The sequence below is a fragment of the Streptomyces violaceusniger Tu 4113 genome, from assembly GCF_000147815.2.
GTDB lineage: Bacteria > Actinomycetota > Actinomycetes > Streptomycetales > Streptomycetaceae > Streptomyces > Streptomyces violaceusniger_A.
In genome coordinates this window covers 6,909,583-6,928,620 of the sequence record NC_015957.1, presented here as the reverse complement: position 1 = coordinate 6,928,620, position 19,038 = coordinate 6,909,583, and the positions used below count along the sequence as shown (strand labels likewise).

Annotated in this window: 21 protein-coding genes and 1 pseudogene; 12 read left to right on the top strand and 10 right to left on the bottom strand. The window is 70.6% G+C overall.

Annotation, left to right across the window (positions count from 1 at the left end; genetic code table 11):
• Positions 1-6: 6 nt before the first annotated feature.
• Positions 7-1,182, top strand: a complete 1,176-nt coding sequence (locus STRVI_RS28130) for an epoxide hydrolase family protein (RefSeq protein WP_014059022.1) — start codon at positions 7-9, stop codon at positions 1,180-1,182.
• Between the two features lie 37 nt (positions 1,183-1,219).
• On the opposite strand, the gene STRVI_RS28125 is transcribed toward STRVI_RS28130, so the two are convergent.
• The 4 genes from STRVI_RS28125 to STRVI_RS28110 are packed head-to-tail and all read right to left on the bottom strand — an operon-like array spanning position 1,220 to position 6,725.
• Positions 1,220-3,607 carry a bifunctional salicylyl-CoA 5-hydroxylase/oxidoreductase gene (locus STRVI_RS28125; RefSeq protein ID WP_014059021.1) on the bottom strand — a complete coding sequence of 796 codons (2,388 nt, stop codon included), beginning with the start codon at positions 3,605-3,607 and terminating at the stop codon, positions 1,220-1,222.
• A gap of 10 nt (positions 3,608-3,617) precedes the next feature.
• A complete protein-coding gene (locus STRVI_RS28120) occupies positions 3,618-5,300 on the bottom strand; it encodes an AMP-binding protein (RefSeq protein ID WP_014059020.1) in 1,683 nt (560 codons plus the stop codon).
• A 40-nt stretch (positions 5,301-5,340) separates the two neighbouring features.
• Positions 5,341-6,243 carry an acyl-CoA thioesterase gene (locus tag STRVI_RS28115; RefSeq protein ID WP_014059019.1) on the bottom strand — a complete coding sequence of 301 codons (903 nt, stop codon included), beginning with the start codon at positions 6,241-6,243 and terminating at the stop codon, positions 5,341-5,343.
• The gene (locus tag STRVI_RS28110; protein WP_014059018.1) at positions 6,243-6,725 is read right to left on the bottom strand and encodes a cupin domain-containing protein; all 483 of its coding nucleotides are present in this window, start codon (positions 6,723-6,725) and stop codon (positions 6,243-6,245) included. The genes STRVI_RS28115 and STRVI_RS28110 overlap by 1 nt, the downstream gene beginning before the upstream one ends.
• 149 nt (positions 6,726-6,874) lie before the next feature.
• Between STRVI_RS28110 and STRVI_RS28105 the strand changes: the two genes are divergently transcribed.
• From STRVI_RS28105 to STRVI_RS28095, 3 genes are all read left to right on the top strand, one after another.
• Positions 6,875-7,300 (top strand): RidA family protein, encoded by a 426-nt coding sequence (locus STRVI_RS28105; protein ID WP_043240016.1) that lies wholly within the window; start codon positions 6,875-6,877, stop codon positions 7,298-7,300.
• 140 nt (positions 7,301-7,440) lie between these two features.
• On the top strand, positions 7,441-8,295 hold the full coding sequence (locus STRVI_RS28100) for a PaaX family transcriptional regulator (RefSeq protein WP_014059016.1): 855 nt from the start codon (positions 7,441-7,443) through the stop codon (positions 8,293-8,295).
• Positions 8,296-8,422: 127 nt separating this feature from the next.
• Positions 8,423-9,214 (top strand): heparin lyase I family protein, encoded by a 792-nt coding sequence (locus STRVI_RS28095; protein ID WP_014059015.1) that lies wholly within the window; start codon positions 8,423-8,425, stop codon positions 9,212-9,214.
• A 64-nt stretch (positions 9,215-9,278) separates the two neighbouring features.
• Here the strand turns inward: STRVI_RS28095 and STRVI_RS28090 are convergent, their stop codons facing one another.
• Entirely contained in the window at positions 9,279-9,683 is a 405-nt protein-coding gene (locus STRVI_RS28090; protein ID WP_043236644.1) for a glycoside hydrolase family 95-like protein, read from the bottom strand.
• A gap of 314 nt (positions 9,684-9,997) precedes the next feature.
• A complete protein-coding gene (locus tag STRVI_RS52935; protein WP_167543227.1) occupies positions 9,998-10,159 on the bottom strand; it encodes a hypothetical protein in 162 nt (53 codons plus the stop codon).
• A gap of 193 nt (positions 10,160-10,352) precedes the next feature.
• Between STRVI_RS52935 and STRVI_RS28085 the strand changes: the two are divergent.
• From STRVI_RS28085 to STRVI_RS56090, 7 genes and pseudogenes are all read left to right on the top strand, one after another.
• Positions 10,353-10,552 (top strand): annotated as a pseudogene (locus STRVI_RS28085) (helix-turn-helix domain-containing protein).
• Positions 10,509-10,919: a carboxyl transferase domain-containing protein gene (locus tag STRVI_RS56095; protein ID WP_353477047.1), complete on the top strand. Its 411-nt coding sequence runs from the start codon at positions 10,509-10,511 to the stop codon at positions 10,917-10,919. The pseudogene STRVI_RS28085 and the gene STRVI_RS56095 overlap by 44 nt, the downstream one beginning before the upstream one ends.
• Complete coding sequence (locus tag STRVI_RS54905) at positions 10,813-11,394, top strand: carboxyl transferase domain-containing protein (RefSeq protein WP_353477081.1); 582 nt, start codon at positions 10,813-10,815, stop codon at positions 11,392-11,394. Before STRVI_RS56095 ends, STRVI_RS54905 begins: the two co-directional genes overlap by 107 nt.
• A gap of 183 nt (positions 11,395-11,577) precedes the next feature.
• Entirely contained in the window at positions 11,578-11,718 is a 141-nt protein-coding gene (locus STRVI_RS52930; protein WP_167543226.1) for a hypothetical protein, read from the top strand.
• A 433-nt stretch (positions 11,719-12,151) separates the two neighbouring features.
• Positions 12,152-12,502, top strand: a complete 351-nt coding sequence (locus STRVI_RS28075; RefSeq protein ID WP_251982753.1) for a hypothetical protein — start codon at positions 12,152-12,154, stop codon at positions 12,500-12,502.
• On the top strand, positions 12,499-13,674 hold the full coding sequence (locus tag STRVI_RS28070) for a zinc-dependent alcohol dehydrogenase (RefSeq protein WP_014059011.1): 1,176 nt from the start codon (positions 12,499-12,501) through the stop codon (positions 13,672-13,674). Before STRVI_RS28075 ends, STRVI_RS28070 begins: the two co-directional genes overlap by 4 nt.
• 109 nt (positions 13,675-13,783) lie before the next feature.
• On the top strand, positions 13,784-13,966 hold the full coding sequence (locus STRVI_RS56090) for a helix-turn-helix domain-containing protein (protein ID WP_150112926.1): 183 nt from the start codon (positions 13,784-13,786) through the stop codon (positions 13,964-13,966).
• Between the two features lie 222 nt (positions 13,967-14,188).
• Here the strand turns inward: STRVI_RS56090 and STRVI_RS28065 are convergent, their stop codons facing one another.
• The 3 genes from STRVI_RS28065 to STRVI_RS28060 form a co-directional block, all read right to left on the bottom strand.
• Positions 14,189-14,983 carry an SDR family NAD(P)-dependent oxidoreductase gene (locus STRVI_RS28065; protein ID WP_014059010.1) on the bottom strand — a complete coding sequence of 265 codons (795 nt, stop codon included), beginning with the start codon at positions 14,981-14,983 and terminating at the stop codon, positions 14,189-14,191.
• 11 nt (positions 14,984-14,994) lie between these two features.
• A complete protein-coding gene (locus tag STRVI_RS48760; RefSeq protein ID WP_014059009.1) occupies positions 14,995-15,498 on the bottom strand; it encodes a transposase in 504 nt (167 codons plus the stop codon).
• Between the two features lie 149 nt (positions 15,499-15,647).
• Entirely contained in the window at positions 15,648-16,613 is a 966-nt protein-coding gene (locus tag STRVI_RS28060) for an Lrp/AsnC family transcriptional regulator (RefSeq protein ID WP_043236640.1), read from the bottom strand.
• A 115-nt stretch (positions 16,614-16,728) separates the two neighbouring features.
• Between STRVI_RS28060 and STRVI_RS28055 the strand changes: the two genes are divergently transcribed.
• Positions 16,729-18,165, top strand: coding sequence for an FAD-dependent monooxygenase (locus STRVI_RS28055; protein WP_014059007.1), 1,437 nt, complete (start codon positions 16,729-16,731; stop codon positions 18,163-18,165).
• On the opposite strand, the gene STRVI_RS28050 is transcribed toward STRVI_RS28055, so the two are convergent.
• Positions 18,080-18,901, bottom strand: a complete 822-nt coding sequence (locus STRVI_RS28050) for a zeta toxin family protein (protein WP_251982751.1) — start codon at positions 18,899-18,901, stop codon at positions 18,080-18,082. The genes STRVI_RS28055 and STRVI_RS28050 overlap by 86 nt on opposite strands.
• Positions 18,902-19,038: the final 137 nt, after the last annotated feature.

Below are 19,038 nucleotides of genomic sequence, written 5' to 3'. Positions count from 1 at the left end.
CGTGCCATGCCGGATGCCGCGCCCCGCCCCGAGCCGTTCACCCCGCAGACCGCACCCGCGGCGCTCGAGGACCTCCGGGCGCGGCTGCGCGCGACCCGCTGGCCGGACGCGCCCGAGGACGCCGGGTGGTCGCTGGGGACCGACCTCGACTACCTCCGCGAACTCGTCGCCTACTGGGCGGAGGAGTTCGACTGGCCGGCGCAGGAGGCGGCGCTCGCCCGGCTGCCCCGCTTCCGCGTCCGGCTCGGCGGCCTCGGGATCCACTTCGCCCACGTCCGGGCCGCCGCCCCGGCCGGGCCCGCCCTGCCGCTGGTCCTCAGCCACGGCTGGCCGGACTCGTTCTGGCGCTATGCGAAGGTCATCCCGCTCCTCACCGACCCCGGCGCGCACGGCGCCGACCCCGCCGACGCGTTCGACGTGGTCGTGCCCGACGTGCCGGGCTACGGCTACTCCGACCGGCCCACCGGCCCGCCGCTGAACTCCATCGCCGTCGCCGGGCTGTGGGCGGAGCTGATGGACGTCCTCGGCTATGAGCGGTTCGGCGCGGCGGGCGGGGACATCGGCAGCCATGTGAGCCGCTACCTCGGGCTCGACCACCCCGACCGGGTCGTGGCCGTGCACCGCATGGACGGCGGCCTGCCCGTCTTCACCGGCGACCCGGCGGACCTCACGCCCGAGGAGCGTGCCTGGTTCGAAGAGGTCACCGCCTGGGGCGCGGCCGAGGGCGCCTACGCCGCCATGCACCGCACCAAGCCGCAGACCGCCGCCTTCGGGCTGACCGACTCACCGGTCGGGCTCGCCGCGTGGATCGTCGAGAAGCTCCGTTCGTGGAGCGACTGCGACGGTGACATCGAGCGGTGCTTCACCAAGGACGAGATCCTCACGAACGTCACGCTGTACTGGCTCACGGGCACGATCGGCTCGTCGATGCGCATGTACCACGCCAACGCCGCGATCCCGCCCGAGCAGCACGCCCGCCGGGTCGAGGTGCCGTCCGGTTTCTCGCTCTTCCGCGGCGACATCGTGCGCCCGCCGCGGAAGTGGCTGGAGCGCGTGGCGAACGTCGTGCGGGTGACCGAGCCCGCGCGCGGCGGACACTTCGCGCCGTTCGAGGAGCCCGAGCTCTACGCGGAGGAGCTGCGCGCCTTCTTCCGCCCCTACCGGGCGGTGGCGACGGACTGAGCCCGGATTCCGCCGCCGCGCCCGGCCACACCGCACGTCAGGAAACGGGCGCGGGTGCCGGGGCCGGGGCCGGGGTCCAGCGCAGATGAACGGCCTGGTCGGCGGGGTCGGACCGGAGCAGGGACAGCCGGGGCCGTACGGCGTCGGTGCGCGCGGCCGGGGGCTTGCGGCGGCCCGCGCCGAACGGCACCGGCCACTCGGCGCCCGGGCCCCGGTACTCCTGTTCGGCCGCCGCGTGCAGCGTCCAGTGCGGGTCGTACAGATGGGTGCGCCCCACGGCGCACAGATCGGCGCGGCCCGCCAGCAGCAGGGAGTTGACGTCGTCGTACGAGGCGATCGCGCCGACCGCGATGACGGCGGTGCCGGTCGCGGCGGCGACCTCATGGCGGATGCGGTCGGCGAACGGGGTCTGGTAGGAGCGGCCGAAGGCGGGGCGCTCGTCCTTGGTGACCTGCCCGGAGGACACGTCGATGGCGTCCGCCCCGTGTGCGATGAAAGCGCGGGCGATCTCGACGGCGTCATGCTCGGTGTTGCCGTCCGGCACCCAGTCGGTGGCGGAGATGCGCACGATCACCGGCCGCTCCGCGGGCCACGCCTCCCGCACGGCGTCGAAGACCTCCAGGGGGAAACGCAGCCGGTTCTCCAGCGGGCCGCCGTACGCGTCGGTGCGGTGGTTGGCGACCGGTGAGAGGAAGGAGGACAGCAAGTAGCCGTGGGCGCAGTGCAGTTCGAGCAGGTCGAACCCGGCCTCGGCACCCCGGCGGGCGGCGGCGACGAAGTCCGCGGCGATCCGGTCCATATCCGCGCGGGTGACCTCGCGCGGAACCGCGCAGCCGGGGCCGTACGGCAGCGCGGACGGGCCGACGGTGTCCCAGTTGCCCTCCGGCAGCGGTTCGTCCATGCCCTCCCACATCAGCCGGGTCGAGCCCTTGCGGCCCGAGTGGCCGAGCTGGAGGCCGATGCGGGCGGTGCTCCGCTCATGGACGTAGGACACGATCCGCCGCCAGGAATCGCGCTGCTCGCCGTTCCACAGGCCCGTGCAGCCGGGTGTGATGCGGCCCTCGGGCGAGACGCACACCATCTCGGTCATCACCAGTCCGGCGCCGCCCATGGCCTTGGAGCCGAGGTGGACGAGGTGGAAGTCGCCGGGTACGCCGTCGACCGCGGAGTACATGTCCATCGGCGAGACGATCACCCGGTTCTTCAGCTCCAGCCGCCCCAGCCGGTACGGCTGGAACATCGCCGGTGCCACCGTGTCGAGGCCCTGCGCGGCGGCGAAGGCGGTGTCGACCTGGTCGGCGAAGTCGGGGTCGCGGGTGCGCAGGTTGTCGTAGGTGATGCGGCGGGAGCGGGTCAGCAGGTTGAAGCAGAACTGGGTCGGCTCCTGGCGGGCGTACATCCCGATGTTCTCGAACCACTCCAGCGAGCCCTGCGCCGCCCGCTGGGTGGACTCCACGACCGGGCGCCGCTCGGCCTCATAAGCGGTCAACGCCCGCTCGGCGACCGGGTGTTCGTGCAGACAGGCCGCGAGGGCGAGCGCGTCCTCCATCGCCAGCTTGGTGCCCGAGCCGATGGAGAAGTGCGCGCTGTGGGCGGCGTCCCCGATGAGCACGAGGTTGCCGTGGTGCCAGCGCTCGTTGCGTACGGTCGTGAAGTTCAGCCACTTGGAGTTGTTGGCGAACAGCCGGTGGCCGTCGAGCGCGTCGGCGAAAAGCTCGCGGACGCGCGCGACGGCCCGCTCGTCGGAGGCGCCCGGTGCGCCGTCGGCCCGGTCGGTGGCGTCGAAACCGGCCCGCCGCCAGACGTCCTCGTGCATCTCGACGATGAAGGTGGAGCCGGTGTCGGAGTAGGGGTAGCCGTGCACCTGCACGACCCCCCATTCGGTCTGCTCGACGAAGAACTGGAACGCCTCGAAGACCCGGTCCGTGCCGAGCCACATGTACTTGCTGTGCCGGCGGTCCAGGGTGGGGCGGAAGACGTCCGCGTGGGCCGCCCGCACCGAGGAGTTGACCCCGTCGGCCCCCACCACCAGGTCGTACGACGCGCGCAGCCACTCGGTGTCCGGCGCGACGGTCGAGAAGCGCAGGGTGACGCCGAGGTCACGGCAGCGCTCCTGGAGCAGGCGGAGCAGCTCCTTGCGGCTCATGGCGGCGAAGCCCTGGCCGCCGACGGTGTGGCTCTCGCCCCGGTAGTGGATGTCGATGTCGGTCCAGCGGGCGAAGCGCCGGGCCATGGCCTCGGCGATGGTGGTGTCGGCGTTCTCGATGCCGCCGAGCGTCTCGTCGGAGAACACGACGCCGAAGCCGAACGTGTCGTCGGGGGCGTTGCGTTCCCAGACGGTGATCTCGTGGGCGGGGTCGAGCTGTTTCATCAGGGCCGCGAAGTACAGCCCGCCGGGACCGCCGCCGATGATCGCGATGTTCACGGGGTTCCTCTCAACTCTCGGCGACGGCCTCGGTGGCCCGCTCGTCGTCATGGGCCTGGCGCACCTCGCGCAGCAGCTTGAAACGCTGCAGTTTGCCACTGGTGTTGCGCGGCAGGGCGTCCTGGAACCGCACATCGCTCGGGTACTTGTAGGGCGCCAGGAGCTGCTTGACGTGGTCCTGTATCTCCTTCACCTTGGCCGCGTCGCCGGGCACGCCGTCCCGCAGCACCACGAAGGCGCATACGACCGAGCCGCGCTCCGGGTCGGGGCGGGCCACGACGGCGGATTCCACGACGTCCGGGTGGGTGTCGATGGCGGATTCGACCTCGGGGCCGCCGATGTTGTACCCGGAGGAGACGATCATGCTGTCGCTGCGGGCGTGGTAGTGGAAGTAGCCGTCCTCGTCCCGGTGGAAGATGTCACCGGTGATGTTCCAGCCCTCCAGGACGTAGTCCCGCTGTCGTTCGCCACCCAGGTAGCGGCAGCCGACCGGGCCGATGACACCGAGTCTGCCCGGCTCTCCGGGGCCGAGTTCCGTGCCGTCGGTGCCGAGGATCGCGGCGCGGAAGCCGGGGACCGCCTGTCCCGTGGCGCCGGGCCGGATGGCGTCCCCGGCGGCGGAGATGAAGATGTGCAGCAGCTCGGTGGCGCCGATGCCGTCGACCACCTTCAGGCCGATGCGATCCCGCAGCTCCTCCCAGGTGGTGCGGGGTATGTGCTCGCCCGCCGAAACCCCGATCCGCACCCCGGCGAGCTGCTGTTCCCGCCCCTCGCGCAGGATCGCCCGGTAGGCGGTGGGCGCGGTCGCCAGGACGGTGACGCCGTGCCGCCGCACGATCTCCGCGAGCTGCGGAGGGGTGGCGGACTCCGTCAGCAGGGCGCAGGCACCGGCCCGCAGCGGGAAGACGACCAGCATGCCGAGGCCGAAGGTGAAGGCCAGGGGAGCGGTGCAGGCCACCAGATCGTCCGATACCAGGCCCAGGGTATGGCGGCCGAAGGTGTTGTCGCTGGACAGGATGTCGCGGTGGAAGTGCATGGTGATCTTGGGGGTGCCGGTGGATCCCGAGGTGGGGCCGAGGAGCGCGACATCGTCGGCGGCGGTGTCCACGTTGGTGAACTCGCCGGACTTGCCCGTGGCCCTGGCCACCAGATCCTCCGGGCCGCCACCGCCGTACCCGACCACCGTCAGCCCGGGCAGCACGGTGTCCCGGACCGTGCGGACCTCCTCGGTGAACCGGTGGTCCACCAGGGCGATCGACGGCCGGGTGCGTTCGGCGATCGGGGTGAGCTCCCGGGCGCGCAGGGCGGCCATCGTGGTCACCACGACGCCACCGGCCTTGAGGACGCCGAGCCAGGCCGCGACGGTCCACGGGTTGTTGGGCGAGCGCAGCAGGACGCGCTGCCCCGGCACCAGGCCGAGGTCCTCGGTGAGCACCTGGGCGACCTGATTGGCGCGGGTGCGCAGTTCGCCGTATGTGCACACTCCGCCGGCCGGGGTGCGCAGGGCGGGACGGCCGGGGCCGAACAGCGCGGTGGGGGTGTCGATGAGCTCGGTCGCCGCGTTGAGCCGGTCCGGATAGCGCAGTTCCGGCGTCGTGAACTCGATCGTCGGCCACAGGTGCGCGGGCGGCAGCCGGTCGCGCGTGAAGGTGTCGATGTGTGCGGAGGGTGAGAGGGGGAGCGGAAGAGTCACGGAAGAGTCCTTCCGGGAGCCCGCCGGGAAGCGCGGCGGGTCAGGCGGGGCGGATCAGGCCCTCCTGGACGACGGTTGCCAGGTGGCGGTGATCGCGGGTGAAGAAGCGGCCCGTGCCCAGGCCGCGGCCCGCGTCGGCGGCGACGGCTTCCTGGACGTAGAGCAGCCAGTCGCCCAGCGGCCCCGGACGGTGGAACCACATCGCGTGGTCGAGGCTGGCGGTGACCAGCCCGGGCCTGGCCCAGGGCAGGTCGAGCACGCGCAGCACGGGTTCGAGGATCGTGTAGTCGCAGACGTACGCCAGGGCGGCCAGGTCCCGTTGGGCGTCGGTCAGCCCGTCGACCGGGCGGAGCGGGTCGAAGGGCCTCAGCCAGACCGCCTGGTGCGGCAGGCGTTCTCCCTCGACGGTGAGATAGACCGGGCCGGGGACATGCCGCATGTCGAAGCCGCGACCGCCGGACCAGTACGCCTTGGACTCCTTGGTCATGGACCCGCCGTCGCGCTCCGCGAGGTACTCCGCCGAGCCGGGCAGGGTCTCCGGATCGGGCACATCGTCGGCGAACGCGGTGTGGAAGGCCGCGCCGGCCTCGCCCGCCGCGAAGCCGGCCAGGCACACATACAGCGTTCTACCGTTCTGATAGCCGCGCACCTGCCGGGTGCTGTAGCCGCGCCCGTCGCGCACCACCTCCACCTCGTAGCGCACCTCGGCCCCGATGTCGGCGGGCCGCAGGAAGTAACTGTGCATCGAGTGCAGCGACTTGCCGTCGGTCACCGACCGCATGGCCGCGGCCGCGGCCTGGGCGACCAGATCGCCGCCGTATGCCTTGGGCCAGGGGCAGGGCTGGGTCGTGGCGGTGAAGGCGAGGTCGAAATGCTCGGGCTGGGCGGGCTTCAGGGTGACGGCGGCGGTGAAGACGGCCGAGGTGGGGGGCGTCCCGGACATCAGCGGTCCAGCCAGTCGCGCAGCTCGGCGTCGGCGACGTCGGGCAGATTGACCACGATGTTCTCCGGCGTCCGGGTGGTCATCCAGGTCAGCGGCTTGGTGCGGGAGAGGTTGCACTCCACGTGCGGCAGATACGGCGGCACGAAGACCCAGTCGCCCTCCTCCATGTCGGCATAGTCCTCGAACCGCTCGCCGAAGTAGATGCGGGCCCGGCCGGAGAGGACATAGCCGCCGGTCTCGGCCTCGCCGTGGTGGTGGGTCACCGAGCGGTAGCCGGGTTCATTGCTGACCTTGCCGAACCAGAGGCGGGTGGCCGGGGTGTGCTGGATGCTCACGCCCGAGACGCGGACGGCACCGCCCGAGTCTGCGGTGCTTCCGCTCTCCAGGCCGCCGCGCGTCACCACGGGGGCGACGATGCCACTGGGCAGCCGGTACATCGAATTGTCGCCTTCGAGGCGGTACTTGCTCAGGTCGGGCTCCATGGGGTCGGCTCCGTTCAGTCGGGGACCAGGATCCGATGTCTCGTGTTTCTCACGGTCGTCAATTAAAGTCAATACACCTGGATGGACCTGCCCGACCGTGGGACAGGACGCAACGCAACCGAGCCGGAGGCCCCATGACCCCCGTCCCCATGACCCCCGTCCCCGTGAACCCGACCACCCTGCCGACACCCAGCGGCTACTCGCACGGAACACTCGCCGGAAACACGCTCCACCTGGGGGGACAGACCGCCCTCGACGCCCACATGAAGATCGTTCCGGGCGGCATCGTCGAACAGTTCCGGCAGGCGTTCGGCAACCTGCTCACCACGCTGCGCGAGGTCGGCGGACAGCCCGAAGACCTGGTGAGCGTGACCATCCACCTCACCGACATCCCCGACTACCAGGCGCACGGCAAGGAGATCGGCAAGGTCTGGCGCGAGCTCGCCGGGCCGGTCTACCCGGCCATGGCGGGCATCGGCTGCACGGCGCTGTGGCAGCCCGAGGCCATGATCGAGATCCTTGGTGTGGCCGTGATCCCGGAGGAGCGACTCGTGGCGCCGCACACCGGGGGGTGAGGCGGACCCGTCGCACCAGGGGGTGAGGCGGTCGCGACTGGTACGGCCCCGGCGGGCCGGTCGCGCGGTGCGGCGGCGCACCGGGCCTGGTCCGGGAGCAGGTGATCACTCCGCCGCGCCAGGCGTTAGGGTGCCGGTACATGACCGCGCAGACGACAACGGCCACCACCGCGGCGGGCGAGCGGGAGTCCCGCCACGCCCCGCTCATCCTCACGGTCTTCGGCCTCTACGCCCGGGGCGAGCACAACTGGCTCTCGGTCGCCTCGGTGATCAGCCTCATGGCGGACCTCGGCGTGGAGAGCCGGGCCGTGCGGTCCTCGGTCTCCCGGATGAAACGCCGCGATGTGCTGCGCGGCGAGCGCCACGAGGGTCTCGCCGGCTACTCCCTCGCCGACTCCACCCTGCAGACCCTCGCCGAGGGGGACGTACGCATCTTCCGGCAGGCCAGGGCGTCCCGCGAGGACGGCTGGGTCCTCGTCGTGTTCTCCGTGCCCGAGTCCGAGCGCGAGAAGCGGCACGCACTGCGGACGACCCTGACCCGGCTGGGCTTCGGCACCGCCGCGGCGGGCGTCTGGATCGCCCCCGGGCACCTGGCGGCCGAGACCCGGCGCACCCTGGAACGCCGGGAACTGTCCGCGTACGTCGACATCTTCACCGGTGACCACTTCGCCTTCGGGGGCCTGCGGGAGAAGGTCCGCTCCTGGTGGGACCTGGACGAACTCACCGCCCTGTACGCGGACTTCCTGGATCGGTACCGCCCCGTCCTGGACGCGGTGACACGGCGCGAACCACCGCCGCTGGAGGCGTTCCGCACTTATGCGCCGATGCTGACCCAGTGGCGCCGCATGCCCTACCGCGACCCGGGACTTCCCCTGGAACTCCTTCCGGAGGAGTGGAACGGCGTGGCCGCGGGCGAACTCTTCCACCGGCTCCACGACCTGCTGAGCGCCCGGGCGGCGGCGCACGCCGCGGAGGTCTTCCACGCGGGGTCCTGAGGCGGTGCGCCTCGGGAATTGGACATCGGACCTTTTACCCGCACTTGATGTGGACGCGTCATCCCTTGAGCGGTAGCTTCTGACGAAAGTCCAGACCTGAGTCAAGGCTCCCGAGAGGATTGATCGGATGTCAAGGAGACGGGTCTGCAAGCGGATCCACCTGTTATGCGTCACCGGGGCGCTGGTCGCCGGCCTCGCCCTGAGCGGCGGCTCCGCGGAAGCCGGAACCCGCCGCGACGCGGGCGTCCAGGCCCTGCCCGCCGGGGTCCACTTCCAGGACGAGGGCACCGTCCAAGGGTGGTCCAACTACCCGCAGAAGCCGCAGAAACAAGGCGTCATACGCAACGTCACCACCCCCGCCTACAAGGGCGGCAATGCCATCGAGGCCAAGCAGACCTATATCAACGAGGGCGGCGGCTACCACTCCGAGACCGTGCAGGCGTCCACCCAGGCCGTGGGCCAGGACCGCTATTACGGCCAGGCCGTCCACATCGCCCCCAACTGGCAGTTCCACAACCAGAACGTCACCTTCCAGCAGTGGTCGCCCGAAGATCCCGAGGGCCCCTGGGAGCTGATGTTCATCCAGAACGACGACCTGAGCATCGGCGGATCCGGCGGCTTCAGCGCGAACGTCGCCAAGGTGACCGATCTGCGCGGCACCTGGATCCGGATCGTCACGCGCCTGAAGTTCCACGCGACCAACGGCGCCATCGAGATCTGGGTCAACGGAGTGAAGAAGTACAGCAGGACCGGGATCACCGTGCTGCCCAAGACGTCGAACACGGTGCGCTGGTCGTCCGGGATCTACTGCACCGGCTGGCGCGAGAACCTGCCCGCCGGTCCTCGGGAGCTCTCCGTCTTCCATGACCACGCACGCATCGCGGACTCCTACAGCCTCGCCGAGCCCGCGAACTGGTGACACGAGGCGATCCCGCCGCGTGGGACGGGGCTTCCCGCCGGGCAGGCGGGAAGCCCCATCGGGGTCAGCGGGCGTGGCCGGTGAGGTGGTACGTCCGCCCCGGCGCCGTCCGGAACGAGACGACCCCGTCCCGCGTGGTGGTGGCCACGCGTCGGCCACGGTCGTCGACCACGGTGACCCGGTCGCCGCCCCAGGGGCTGGCCAGTGCGAAGCGGTTGCCCTTCTCGCTGGTCACGTCCAGGGACCGGACGCTGCCGTCCTTTCGCTCGGCGGACAGGGTGAAGGCGCTCTTGGCGCGCAGCCGTACGAACTTCGCATCGCGGTCCTCGGGCCACGCGGGGAACACCCGGGTCACTCCCCGGTAGGTCTGCAGCATCATCGAGTCGACCGTCTCGATGGCACCGGACGTCTCCTGCCCGCCACCGGACTGCCCGACCGTGAGGTTCGGCCGCCACAGCCGCTCGACCACCGTGGTGAACTTGCCGATCAGGTCTTGCGGGTCCCAGCCCGCGCGGGTCGCGATGGTGAAACGTCTCGGGAAACCCGTTGATGGACGAGCCGCGCGAGCCCGGCAGGAACGGGTCCACCCACTGGAGGCGGTTGCGCACCAGCCGCAGCAGCCGCGGGTCGCCGCCGATCGCCAGGTTGTGGCTGGGATGGACGACCCCCTCCAGATTGATGGGCTGGTCGTTCTTGTTGAGCAGCGCGTTGCCCTTGATCGGATTGTTGATCTCGTCGGCGAGCAGGATGACGTCGTCCCCGCCTTCGTTGGCCGGCCAAGCGCTATCGGTCCCCGGCCTCATCCAGCAGAGCGTCGACGGCATCGGTGTCCTGAGCCTGCGCGAGGCGGACGCGGGTGGCCACAGGGCCGGGCCAGCCCGCTCGCAGCCGGTCGGCGGACAACCGCACGGACCGCGGGCCCTTCTTCGCTGCACGCTTGGCCACGGACAACCCCCTGACGTCGGTGAGACCGGTAAGCCTCTGCGGACCGAGCGTGGCGGGAGCCGATATAGCCACACAAGAACCGGGTTTCAGCCGACAGCGGCCGCCCCGGCCACGGCGGCCGCGAAGCTCAGCACCGCCAGGAAAGCCAGTACCCAGCAGCCGGTGCCGATGCGGTCCAGGCGCGAAGAGGCAGATCAGCGGGGCCGCGCGCGACCGGCTGGCCGCATGCCTGAAGCGTCGTTACGACGCTGGCGCCTCCATCCGGGGCTTGCCGAGCTGACCGGGCGCTCCTACGGCTTCGTGCACCGCATGTTGAGCGAGGTCGGCGCCGACATTCGAGGCCGAGGCGGTGCCGCCCAGGGGAACCGGACAACTGATTCGCGGTCCGGCTGATCGGTGGTGCAGGTTATGCGGCCAGGGTGGTGGCGACGCGTTCGCGGAAGTCCCGTACTGCTGGGACGTCTGTTCGTTCGCGCATGCTGGTGGCCAGGTTGCGCAGGGGGCCAGCGGCGCGGTGGGAGCTGATTTCCTCGGTGAGGTCGAGGGCCTGGCGGACACCGGCTCCGTCCTGGAACTGCGCTCGGGGTTCGGCCAGGGCGCGCTGACCGCCCTGGTGCGGATCGAGGGCCGCCCGATGGGCCTGCTGGCCAACAATCCGCCGTCACCTGGGCGGGGCGATCGACCGCGACGCGGCGGACAAGGCGGCCCGTTTCCTCCAGCTCTGCGACGCCTTCGCACTGCCGGTCGTGTCCCTGTGTGACACCCCCGGCTTCATGGTCGGCCCGGACGCGGAACGCACCGCGACCGTCCGGCACTTCTCCCGGCTCTTCGTGACCGGTGCGAACCTGTCCGTGCCCGTGGTCGCCCTGATCCTGCGCAAGGCGCACGGCCTGGGCGCCATGGCCATGCTCGGCGGCAGCACCCACGCTCCGGCCACCGCGGCGTGGCCCAGCGGGGAGCTCGGCGCGATGGGCCTGGAGGGCGCGGTACGGCTGGGCTACCGCAAAGAGCTGGCGGCCATCGCCGACCCGGGCGAGCGTGACCGGGAGTACGAGCGGCTCCTGGCCGAGCTCTATGACCGCGGCAAGGCCGTCAACGCCGCGGCCGCGCCGGAGGTCGACGACGTGATCGACCCGGCCGACTCGCGCCGCTGGATCACCGCGGCCCTCGATGACCGGCATACGGAGCCGATCCCGGCCGGCCCCAAGCGCCGCCCGTTCATCGACACCTGGTAATCGCCATCCGGGGGCCCGCTTCTGCCCACCTCGCCGTCCCGGGACCTCAGTGGAGGCGCGGGAGAGGGAAAGCGACCACGCCTCCACCATGTCGGACGAGGTACGGCGCCGTCTGCCGCGTACGGACGCGGCCCTTGCCGATCCCCGTCCGGCCGCGGCCGCGGACCGGCTGGGCGCGGGCTCGTGAAGGCGGTAGTGGCCGGGGCGGCTGAGCGGGCGCGGGCCGGTGAGATCCCTCCCCATGAGGTGACCGAGCAGGCGGTGGCCGCGCTGCCCGCAACGGCGTCCTCGCTGCGGCCGGTGATCAACGCGACCGGAGGGTAGCTCCACACCAAGGCCTGCGGTCCCGGCGGGGCCGGCCGGGAAGTCCTCGCTGGGGGCCGTGCCGCGCGTGGCCGTGAGCCCGGTGACCGGTGCCGGACTGGACGACCCGCGCACCGCTTTGACCCGGCCGGCCCTCGCGCTGCCCGCATCCACCTGCTCCTTCGTGCGGTGGCGCCTTGCTTCGGTCGGTACGCCGTGGCCATCGGTCCGCACGTTCAGTGGACCGTCAGAAGCCGGCACCCACCGCAGGCGAAGGTGAATCGGACGGCGGATAAGGGGGACTCACGGACTGATCGAGGACGGGAGAAGCCCGATGAGACGTGTCCGAACGGCTGTGATCGGAGCCGCGACGGCGGCCCTGGGGACGGGGATCTGGTGGTGTTGTCGCAGGTCATCGCGGGGGGCCGGGTCCCGTGGCGGCCGATGGCTGACGGTGACCATCTACCGTGCGCCCGGCGAGGTGCAGGTGCCGACGTTGCCGGAACCGCTGGAGCGCTGTGGAGACCGGCTGGAGATCCGGGTTCGTCCCGCGCCGGGCAATCGTGGAACGGAAGTGGCGGCGCGGCCCAAGGAACCGGTTCCGAAGCTCGCCTCCTCGCTGCCGGGCAGGCTGGCCGGTCAGGATCCGCGCCAGGAGGCGCGGACGGCCCTGCGCGAGGCCAAGTCCTTGCTCGAGGCGGGAGAGGTCCTGCTTCCCGACGCTCCGCCGACGACACATGAGTCCCCGGGCGGCAAGGTCATCGGCCTGCTGACCCGGCGGTCCGGTGGGGAGGGAGTGCTGTGAAGGCTCTGTGCTGGGAAGGTGTGAACAAGCTCGCGGTCGAGCGGGTCCCCGACCCCGAGCTGCGGAACGAGCAGGACATCATCGTGCGGCTCATCGCCGGTACCACCTGTGGGTCGGATCTCCATCTGATCGGGGGCTACATCCCCGCGATGCGAGCCGGTGACGTCATCGGCCATGAGTTCCTCGGCGAGGTCGTCGAAAGGGGCCCCAGGGTGCGCCGCCACGCCGTTGGCGATCGTGTGGTGGTCTGCTCGTTCGTCGGCTGCGGCCGCTGCTGGTACTGCGCCAACGACCTGTGGTCCCTGTGCGACAACAGCAACACCAACCCAGGTCTCGGCCAGGCCCTCTTCGGCCACGACACGGGCGGTATCTTCGGCTACTCGCACATCATGGGCGGGCTGCGCGGAAGCCATGCCGAGTACGTACGGGTGCCCTTCGCCGACTACGGGGCCTTTCCGGTCCCCGAGGGGATCGACGACACCAGTGCCCTGTTCGCCTCCGACTCGGCACCGACCGGATGGATGGGAGCTCATCTCGGGGGCGTCGGTCCAGGAGATGTGGTGGCGGTGTGGGGGTCCGGAGCCGTGGGACAGATGGCGGCGCGTGCCGCGATGTTGCTCGGCGCCGAGCGGGTGATCTGCATCGACCGCATCCCCGAGCGGCTCGCCATGACCGAGCGGCACATCGGCTGCGAAACCCTCGACTACACCGCGACGGACATCGGGCCGGAGCTGCGGGAGCGGACCGGCGGACGCGGTCCTGACGTATGCATCGAGGCGGTCGGGATGGAGGCGGACAGCGTCGGCCTTTCCCGGCTGTACGACCGGGCCAAGCAGCAGTTGCGGCTGCAGACGGACCGGCCGACCGCGGTACGGCAGGCCATTCATGCCTGCCGTAAGGGCGGCACGGTGTTCGTGCTCGGCGTATTCGGCGGCCTGGTCGACAAGTTCCCCCTGGGAGCCGCGATGAACAAGGGCCTGACCGTGCGCGGCGCCCAGCAGCACGGACAGCGCTACATCCCGATGCTGCTGAGCCGCATAGCGGCCGGAGAGCTCAAGACCTCCCACCTGGCCACCCACACGGTGACCCTGGACCAGGGGCCGAAGGGTTACGCCATGTTCAAGCACAAGACGGAGGGCTGTGTGCGCGTGGTGATCCGGCCCGGTGAGTGAGCCAACGAGGAGCCTCGTCATATCCTCTGCTGGTGGCCCGGGCTCAGGGGCTGTTCAACCTGGTCGGAACGGGCCACCGGGTGCCGTGTCCTCGGCCCTCTGCTCGCTTATGTATGACGCGGACCACGGTACTGATGTGACCGGTTCGCTGGAAACCTTCCTGAAGCGACGTCGGTCATGGCAGCGGACAGCTGCCGTACTGAACGTCCACAAGCAGACAGTGATGTACCGGAGGCCCGCCCGGACACCGGATCGGTCAGTCCACCGACATCAGGCCACCGGGGCCGGGTAGGTCGGGTACTCCACCCCGGAGACGTACCTACTGGACGACGCGGGTGACCTGGCACTGCCGGTTCGCGCTCGACCGCCTGGGTCTGTGGCCGGTCGGCGCCGCCTACGCCGGCCTCGTGGCTTCGTTCACTTCAAGCGGTTCTGGCTCAACTTCTGTGGTGTGGGCACGCTGAGCGATGACTGCCTACTCGAGATCGCCCCGAGAAGTTACTCGACGAGGCCGTTACGGCACCGACGCGATGCCTCCGTCGACGCGCAGGTTGATGCCGTTGATGTAGCCGGCCAGCGGGCTGACGAGAAACGCGATCGCTGCCGCGATATCTTCCGCAGTGCCGAGCCTGCCCGTCGGGTTCGGGGCGTACTCAGCCACCACCAGCGGTTCCAACTCCGTCCATTGTCCTGGCCAGCCTCGTGCAGCCGCTCCGTCTTCGAACATCTGCCGCATGCCGTCCGTAACGATGACACCGGGGCTCACCGTGTTCGCGGTGATACCGGATCCGGCCAGATGCTGGGCCAGGCTGGTCGTCATGTTGACCACCGCCGCCTTCGCCGCCGAATACTCGACCATGTTCGGCAACGGAGTCGTCGCGGCCCGGCTTCCCACATTGACCACCCGCCCCCACCCGCGCTCACGCATCCGAGGCACCAGGGCCTGGATTATCCGCACGGCGGACACGACGTTCCCGTTGATCGCGTCCAACCATGCCGCCGGCTCCGCCGTTTCCCAGTCATGCTCGGCGAATGGGCCGGCATTGTTGACCAATATCTCCACGCCCCACGCGAGGGCCTGCTCAGCCACCGTGCCGGCGGCATCATCATCAGCAAGGTCCCCCAGCACGACGTCCACTACACCGTCAGCAGCATGAAGCCGTGCTGCGACCCTGCCGACACGCTCAGGGTCGCGACCGTGCACCAAAACGGCGCACCCTTCATCGACCAGCCGCTGGGCCACTGCAGCGCCGATGCCTCCGCTGCTCCCCGTCACCATCGCCCGTCGTCCCACCAGGTCTAGGTTCATACTTCGGGAGGCTAGACCAGGCCTGTGACAGCTGGTGCCGACCAGCGATCCTTTGATGGCCAAGAGGGCGGAAAGCAGTTCCTGCTGGGCGCATGCCGCACTGAGACGAAAGCAGTAACGCAGCGTGCGGCTCGGGTACCGACCATGTCCGCAGTTCCCGGAGTACGGGCTCGACCCCCAGGTGTGGGTGCTCGTCGATGAGCGCTCTTACCTGGGCCGGGTCGGGTCGAGCTGCGCGGCGGGAAAGCCGAGGCTGTCCGCAGGACCTCGTTCGCCCGCTTGAGCTGGGCGTTCTCCTTGCGCAAGGCCACCAGCTCCTCGCGCTCGGCGGTGGTGAGCAGGTCCTCCCGCTCGCCGGCGTCGGCCTCGGCCTGACGGATCCAGTTGCGCAGGGCCTCGTGATGCACGCCGAGTTCCTCGGCGAGGCGGCGGATGACGGGCTTCGGTTCCGACGCGCGGTACATCCGCACCGCACGTTCACGCAACTCCAGCGGGTATTTCCTGGGGGCAGGCATCGTCAGATCTCCTCTCACGCGATCCATCTGACCTGCTGTCACCCCTCCTCGCATCTCGGGGGAACCTCATGCAGGTGACAGGTAGCGCGCCGACCTGGTGACAAGCAGTGTGCTTTGCGCGATCGAAACAGCAGGGGGCTGGTCGGTTGCTATGCCTGGTTCGCTGCCTGCTTGACGGTCCTGATCACTGGCGCCGTTTCGAGGTGTGTGATGGCTGGGAGTGCGGCGACCCGGGTGGTCAGGTACCGGTACAGCTCCCGTTGGTTCGTGCACACCACGCTCGCGTACAGGTTGGTCGGGCCGGTTGTGGCGGCGGCGAACGCGATCTCCGGATGCCCGGCCAGCGCCTGACCGGCCTCCTCCAGGTGTGCGGGGGCGACCGAGAGCCAGAGCAGGGTTCGGGCGTTCACGCCGAACATGCGCCAGTCGACGTCGATGTCGAGATAGAGCAGTCCGTGTTCGCGCAGCTCCGTCATCCTGCGCCGGACTGTCGTCGGCGACCAGCCGGTCGCCGCGGCCAACTGCTCGAACCCGGCCCGGCCGTCGGTGGCGAGCAGGGCGAGGAGCTTGCGGTCACCGTCGTCGAGCCGCACGGGTCCCCGTCGATGCGGCATCGGAGGCGGGCGCAGTCGCTCGATCGCCTCCGCGTCCAGCGACCCGAGTTTTCCGACCAGGTTGTCCGGGCCGCCGTAGAAGGCGTGTAGCACGGAGTGCGCGGTCACGCCCTCCACGCGAGGGGTGCGGGGGAGTTTGGCCAGCAGCAGTGCCTCGCTGTCCGCCTCGCTCTCGGTACGGACCACGCAGGTGATCTCGGTGCCGCCGGAGCTGAGGCTCACCCAGGACGTGTCGGGGCGTCTGGCCAGCGCCTCGGCGACCGGGAACGACGCGGCGGGTGCACATCGCACCCGCAGGAACCACAGGATGGCGCCCAGCACGGTTGGGTCGACCCCGCCCAGCACCCGTACCGCCCCGGCCGATCGCAACCGGGCGTACCGGCGGGCGATGGTGCGATCCGACACGCCGAGAACCTCGGCGATGGTGCTGAACGGGGCACGGCCGTCGATCTGCAGGGCGTGCACAAGCCGACGATCCAGCTCGTCGTAGTCGGATTCCACCGAGTCGAGGTTAGGCGGTGTCAGATACCGACGCAATCGAGCCGGTTTCTGGATCGGGCAGCTCGGCCGGCGGAGCGTTGCTTCTGTCCTGATCGACACAGCCTGAGGAGAGTCCATGGACACCGATGTGCTCATCGTCGGCGCCGGCCCGACCGGAATGACGCTGGCCAACGAGTTGCTGATGGCGGGGGTGTCGACCGTGCTGGTCGACAAGCTGTCGCAGCGCAGCGACCTGTCCAAGGCAGGCGGCGTGCAGTCCCGCACACTGGAGGCGCTCGACCAACGAGGGCTGCTGGAGCCCTTGCTGGCCACCGGAGACCACCCCGTCACCATTGGCCACTTCGCCGGTATCCCACTCCCACTCCACTCCAACCGGGACCGTCTGCCATGGCGGTCCGTGCCCCAGGTGGTGATCGAGGGATTCTTCGAGCAGCACCTCGCCGCACACGGCCTCCACGCCCGGAGGGACCAAGAACTGGTCGGCCTCGCCCAGGACGACAACGGGGTCACCGCGACCTTCGCCCACGGCGCCACCCTCCGCTCCCGTTACCTCGTCGCCGCCGACGGAGCCCACAGCACCGTACGGTCGCTACTGCGGGCCGGGTTCCCCGGTCAGCCCGGCACGTTGACGACCACCGCCGCCGACGTGCGGCTGAGCGGCGTCGATCCGTCCACGTCGCACACCTGGAACGAGGACGGGCACTGGGCGGCACTGTTCCCGCTCGGCACCGATGCGCAGGGCAGGCAGCTGCGCCGACTGGTCCTCGGCGGGCCGGGCCAGTCACTGCCGAGGGAGATCCCGGTCACCGAGGACGAAATCCGTCACGGCCTGAGCACCGTGTTCGGAACGCGTGTGCACCTGCTCGAACTGCGCTACGCCCGCCGCATCACCAACGCGTCACGGCAGGTCGGGCAATACCGGCACGGGCGGGTGTTCCTGGCGGGCGATGCCGCCCATGTCCACCTTCCGCTCGGCGCGCAGGGCATGAACACCGGGATGCAGGACGCGCACAACCTCGGTTGGAAGCTCGGCGCCGCCGTGCACGGCTGGGCACCAAAGAACCTGCTCGACACGTATCACGCGGAACGGCATCCGGCCGGGGCCGCCGTATTGAGCAACGTCCGGGCACAGAGCCTGCTGATGGACTGTGCCGGCACCCGCGATCCGGACGTGCTGGCCGCCCGGGAGATCTTCACGGCCATGGCCCAACTGCCGGACGTCCAGCACTATCTCGCCGACCTGATGTCCGGGATGGCCATCCGCTACCCGATGCCGGGCACCGAAGCCCATGCGCTTGTCGGCCGGCCTGCACCGGACCTGGACCTCGGCTCGGCCCGGGTGCACGAACTGCTGCGGTCCGGGCACGGCATCCTGCTGGACCCGGCCGACACGTTCGCCAAGGTCGCCGACCCCTGGTCGGGCCGGGTGGACCGGGTGGGCCAGGGCGCCGACACCGAGCCGATGCTCATCCGGCCGGACGGCTACGTGTGCTGGGCCGGCGCGGATGACCTGGAACCGGCGCTCGACCGCTGGTTCGGCGAGCCCCGCTGAGCCGACGTTCAGGAAGCCGGCCGTCGTGGAGAGGCTGGTGGTCATCAGTGGGCGCCGAGTGCAGGAGACAACCGGAAAACGGGGTGATCTCGATGACGACGTCCCCCCGCCGTTCGCGCACATACGCCTCGGCCTGGGCCTGCCAGGCCCGGTAGTCGGCGCGGATCCGTGCGGAGGCCGTACGCGGCTCCTCGCGCAGCAGCTGCAGGTAGTCCGGGTGGGCAACTTTGAAGTCGTCGCCCGTGATGTGAGCCGGGCCATCGCGCAGAGTGCGGCGGACCATCCGGGCGGCCCGGGGCTTGCCCGCGCCGGGCTGGCCCACCACATACACAGCGACCGGTTTCTCCTGCGGCGTGATACGCCCCAGGGACGGCACGATCAACTCATCGAAGACGAAGCGGTGTTCCTCCGCCGAGAGCCGGTGATAGTCCACCCCGGGCGGCTCCCGGCGCGGCTGGGCGGTGCGCCGGACCGGCTCGGCCAAGGCGGCGGCGCGCTCGGCGTCGCGGCGCACCGCCAGCGCCCAGTCCTCCGGCAGCCCCGGATCGTTGAGACGCCGGTCGGCCTCGGCGAGCTGACGGCGGAACCGGCCCGTCTCCCTCGCGTCCCACGGGCGCCCCCGCTCGGCGAGCACCGCACCTGCCGCACCAGCCGGGCGGCGCCAGTCCCCATTCCCGGCGGAGTCGAGCTCGTTGTCGTACACGGCCTCCAGCGCCGACCCGGCGGGGCGCCGCACGACAAAGACCCGGTCCGCAGGTGCGCGGCCTCCACCATGGCGAGGGTGTCGAGCAGCGCGGCCGCGCACGTGTCGTGGTTGTCCCAGGAGACGCACCGGGCGCGGCCCTCCTCGGCGAGGCGCAGGTACCGGTCCAG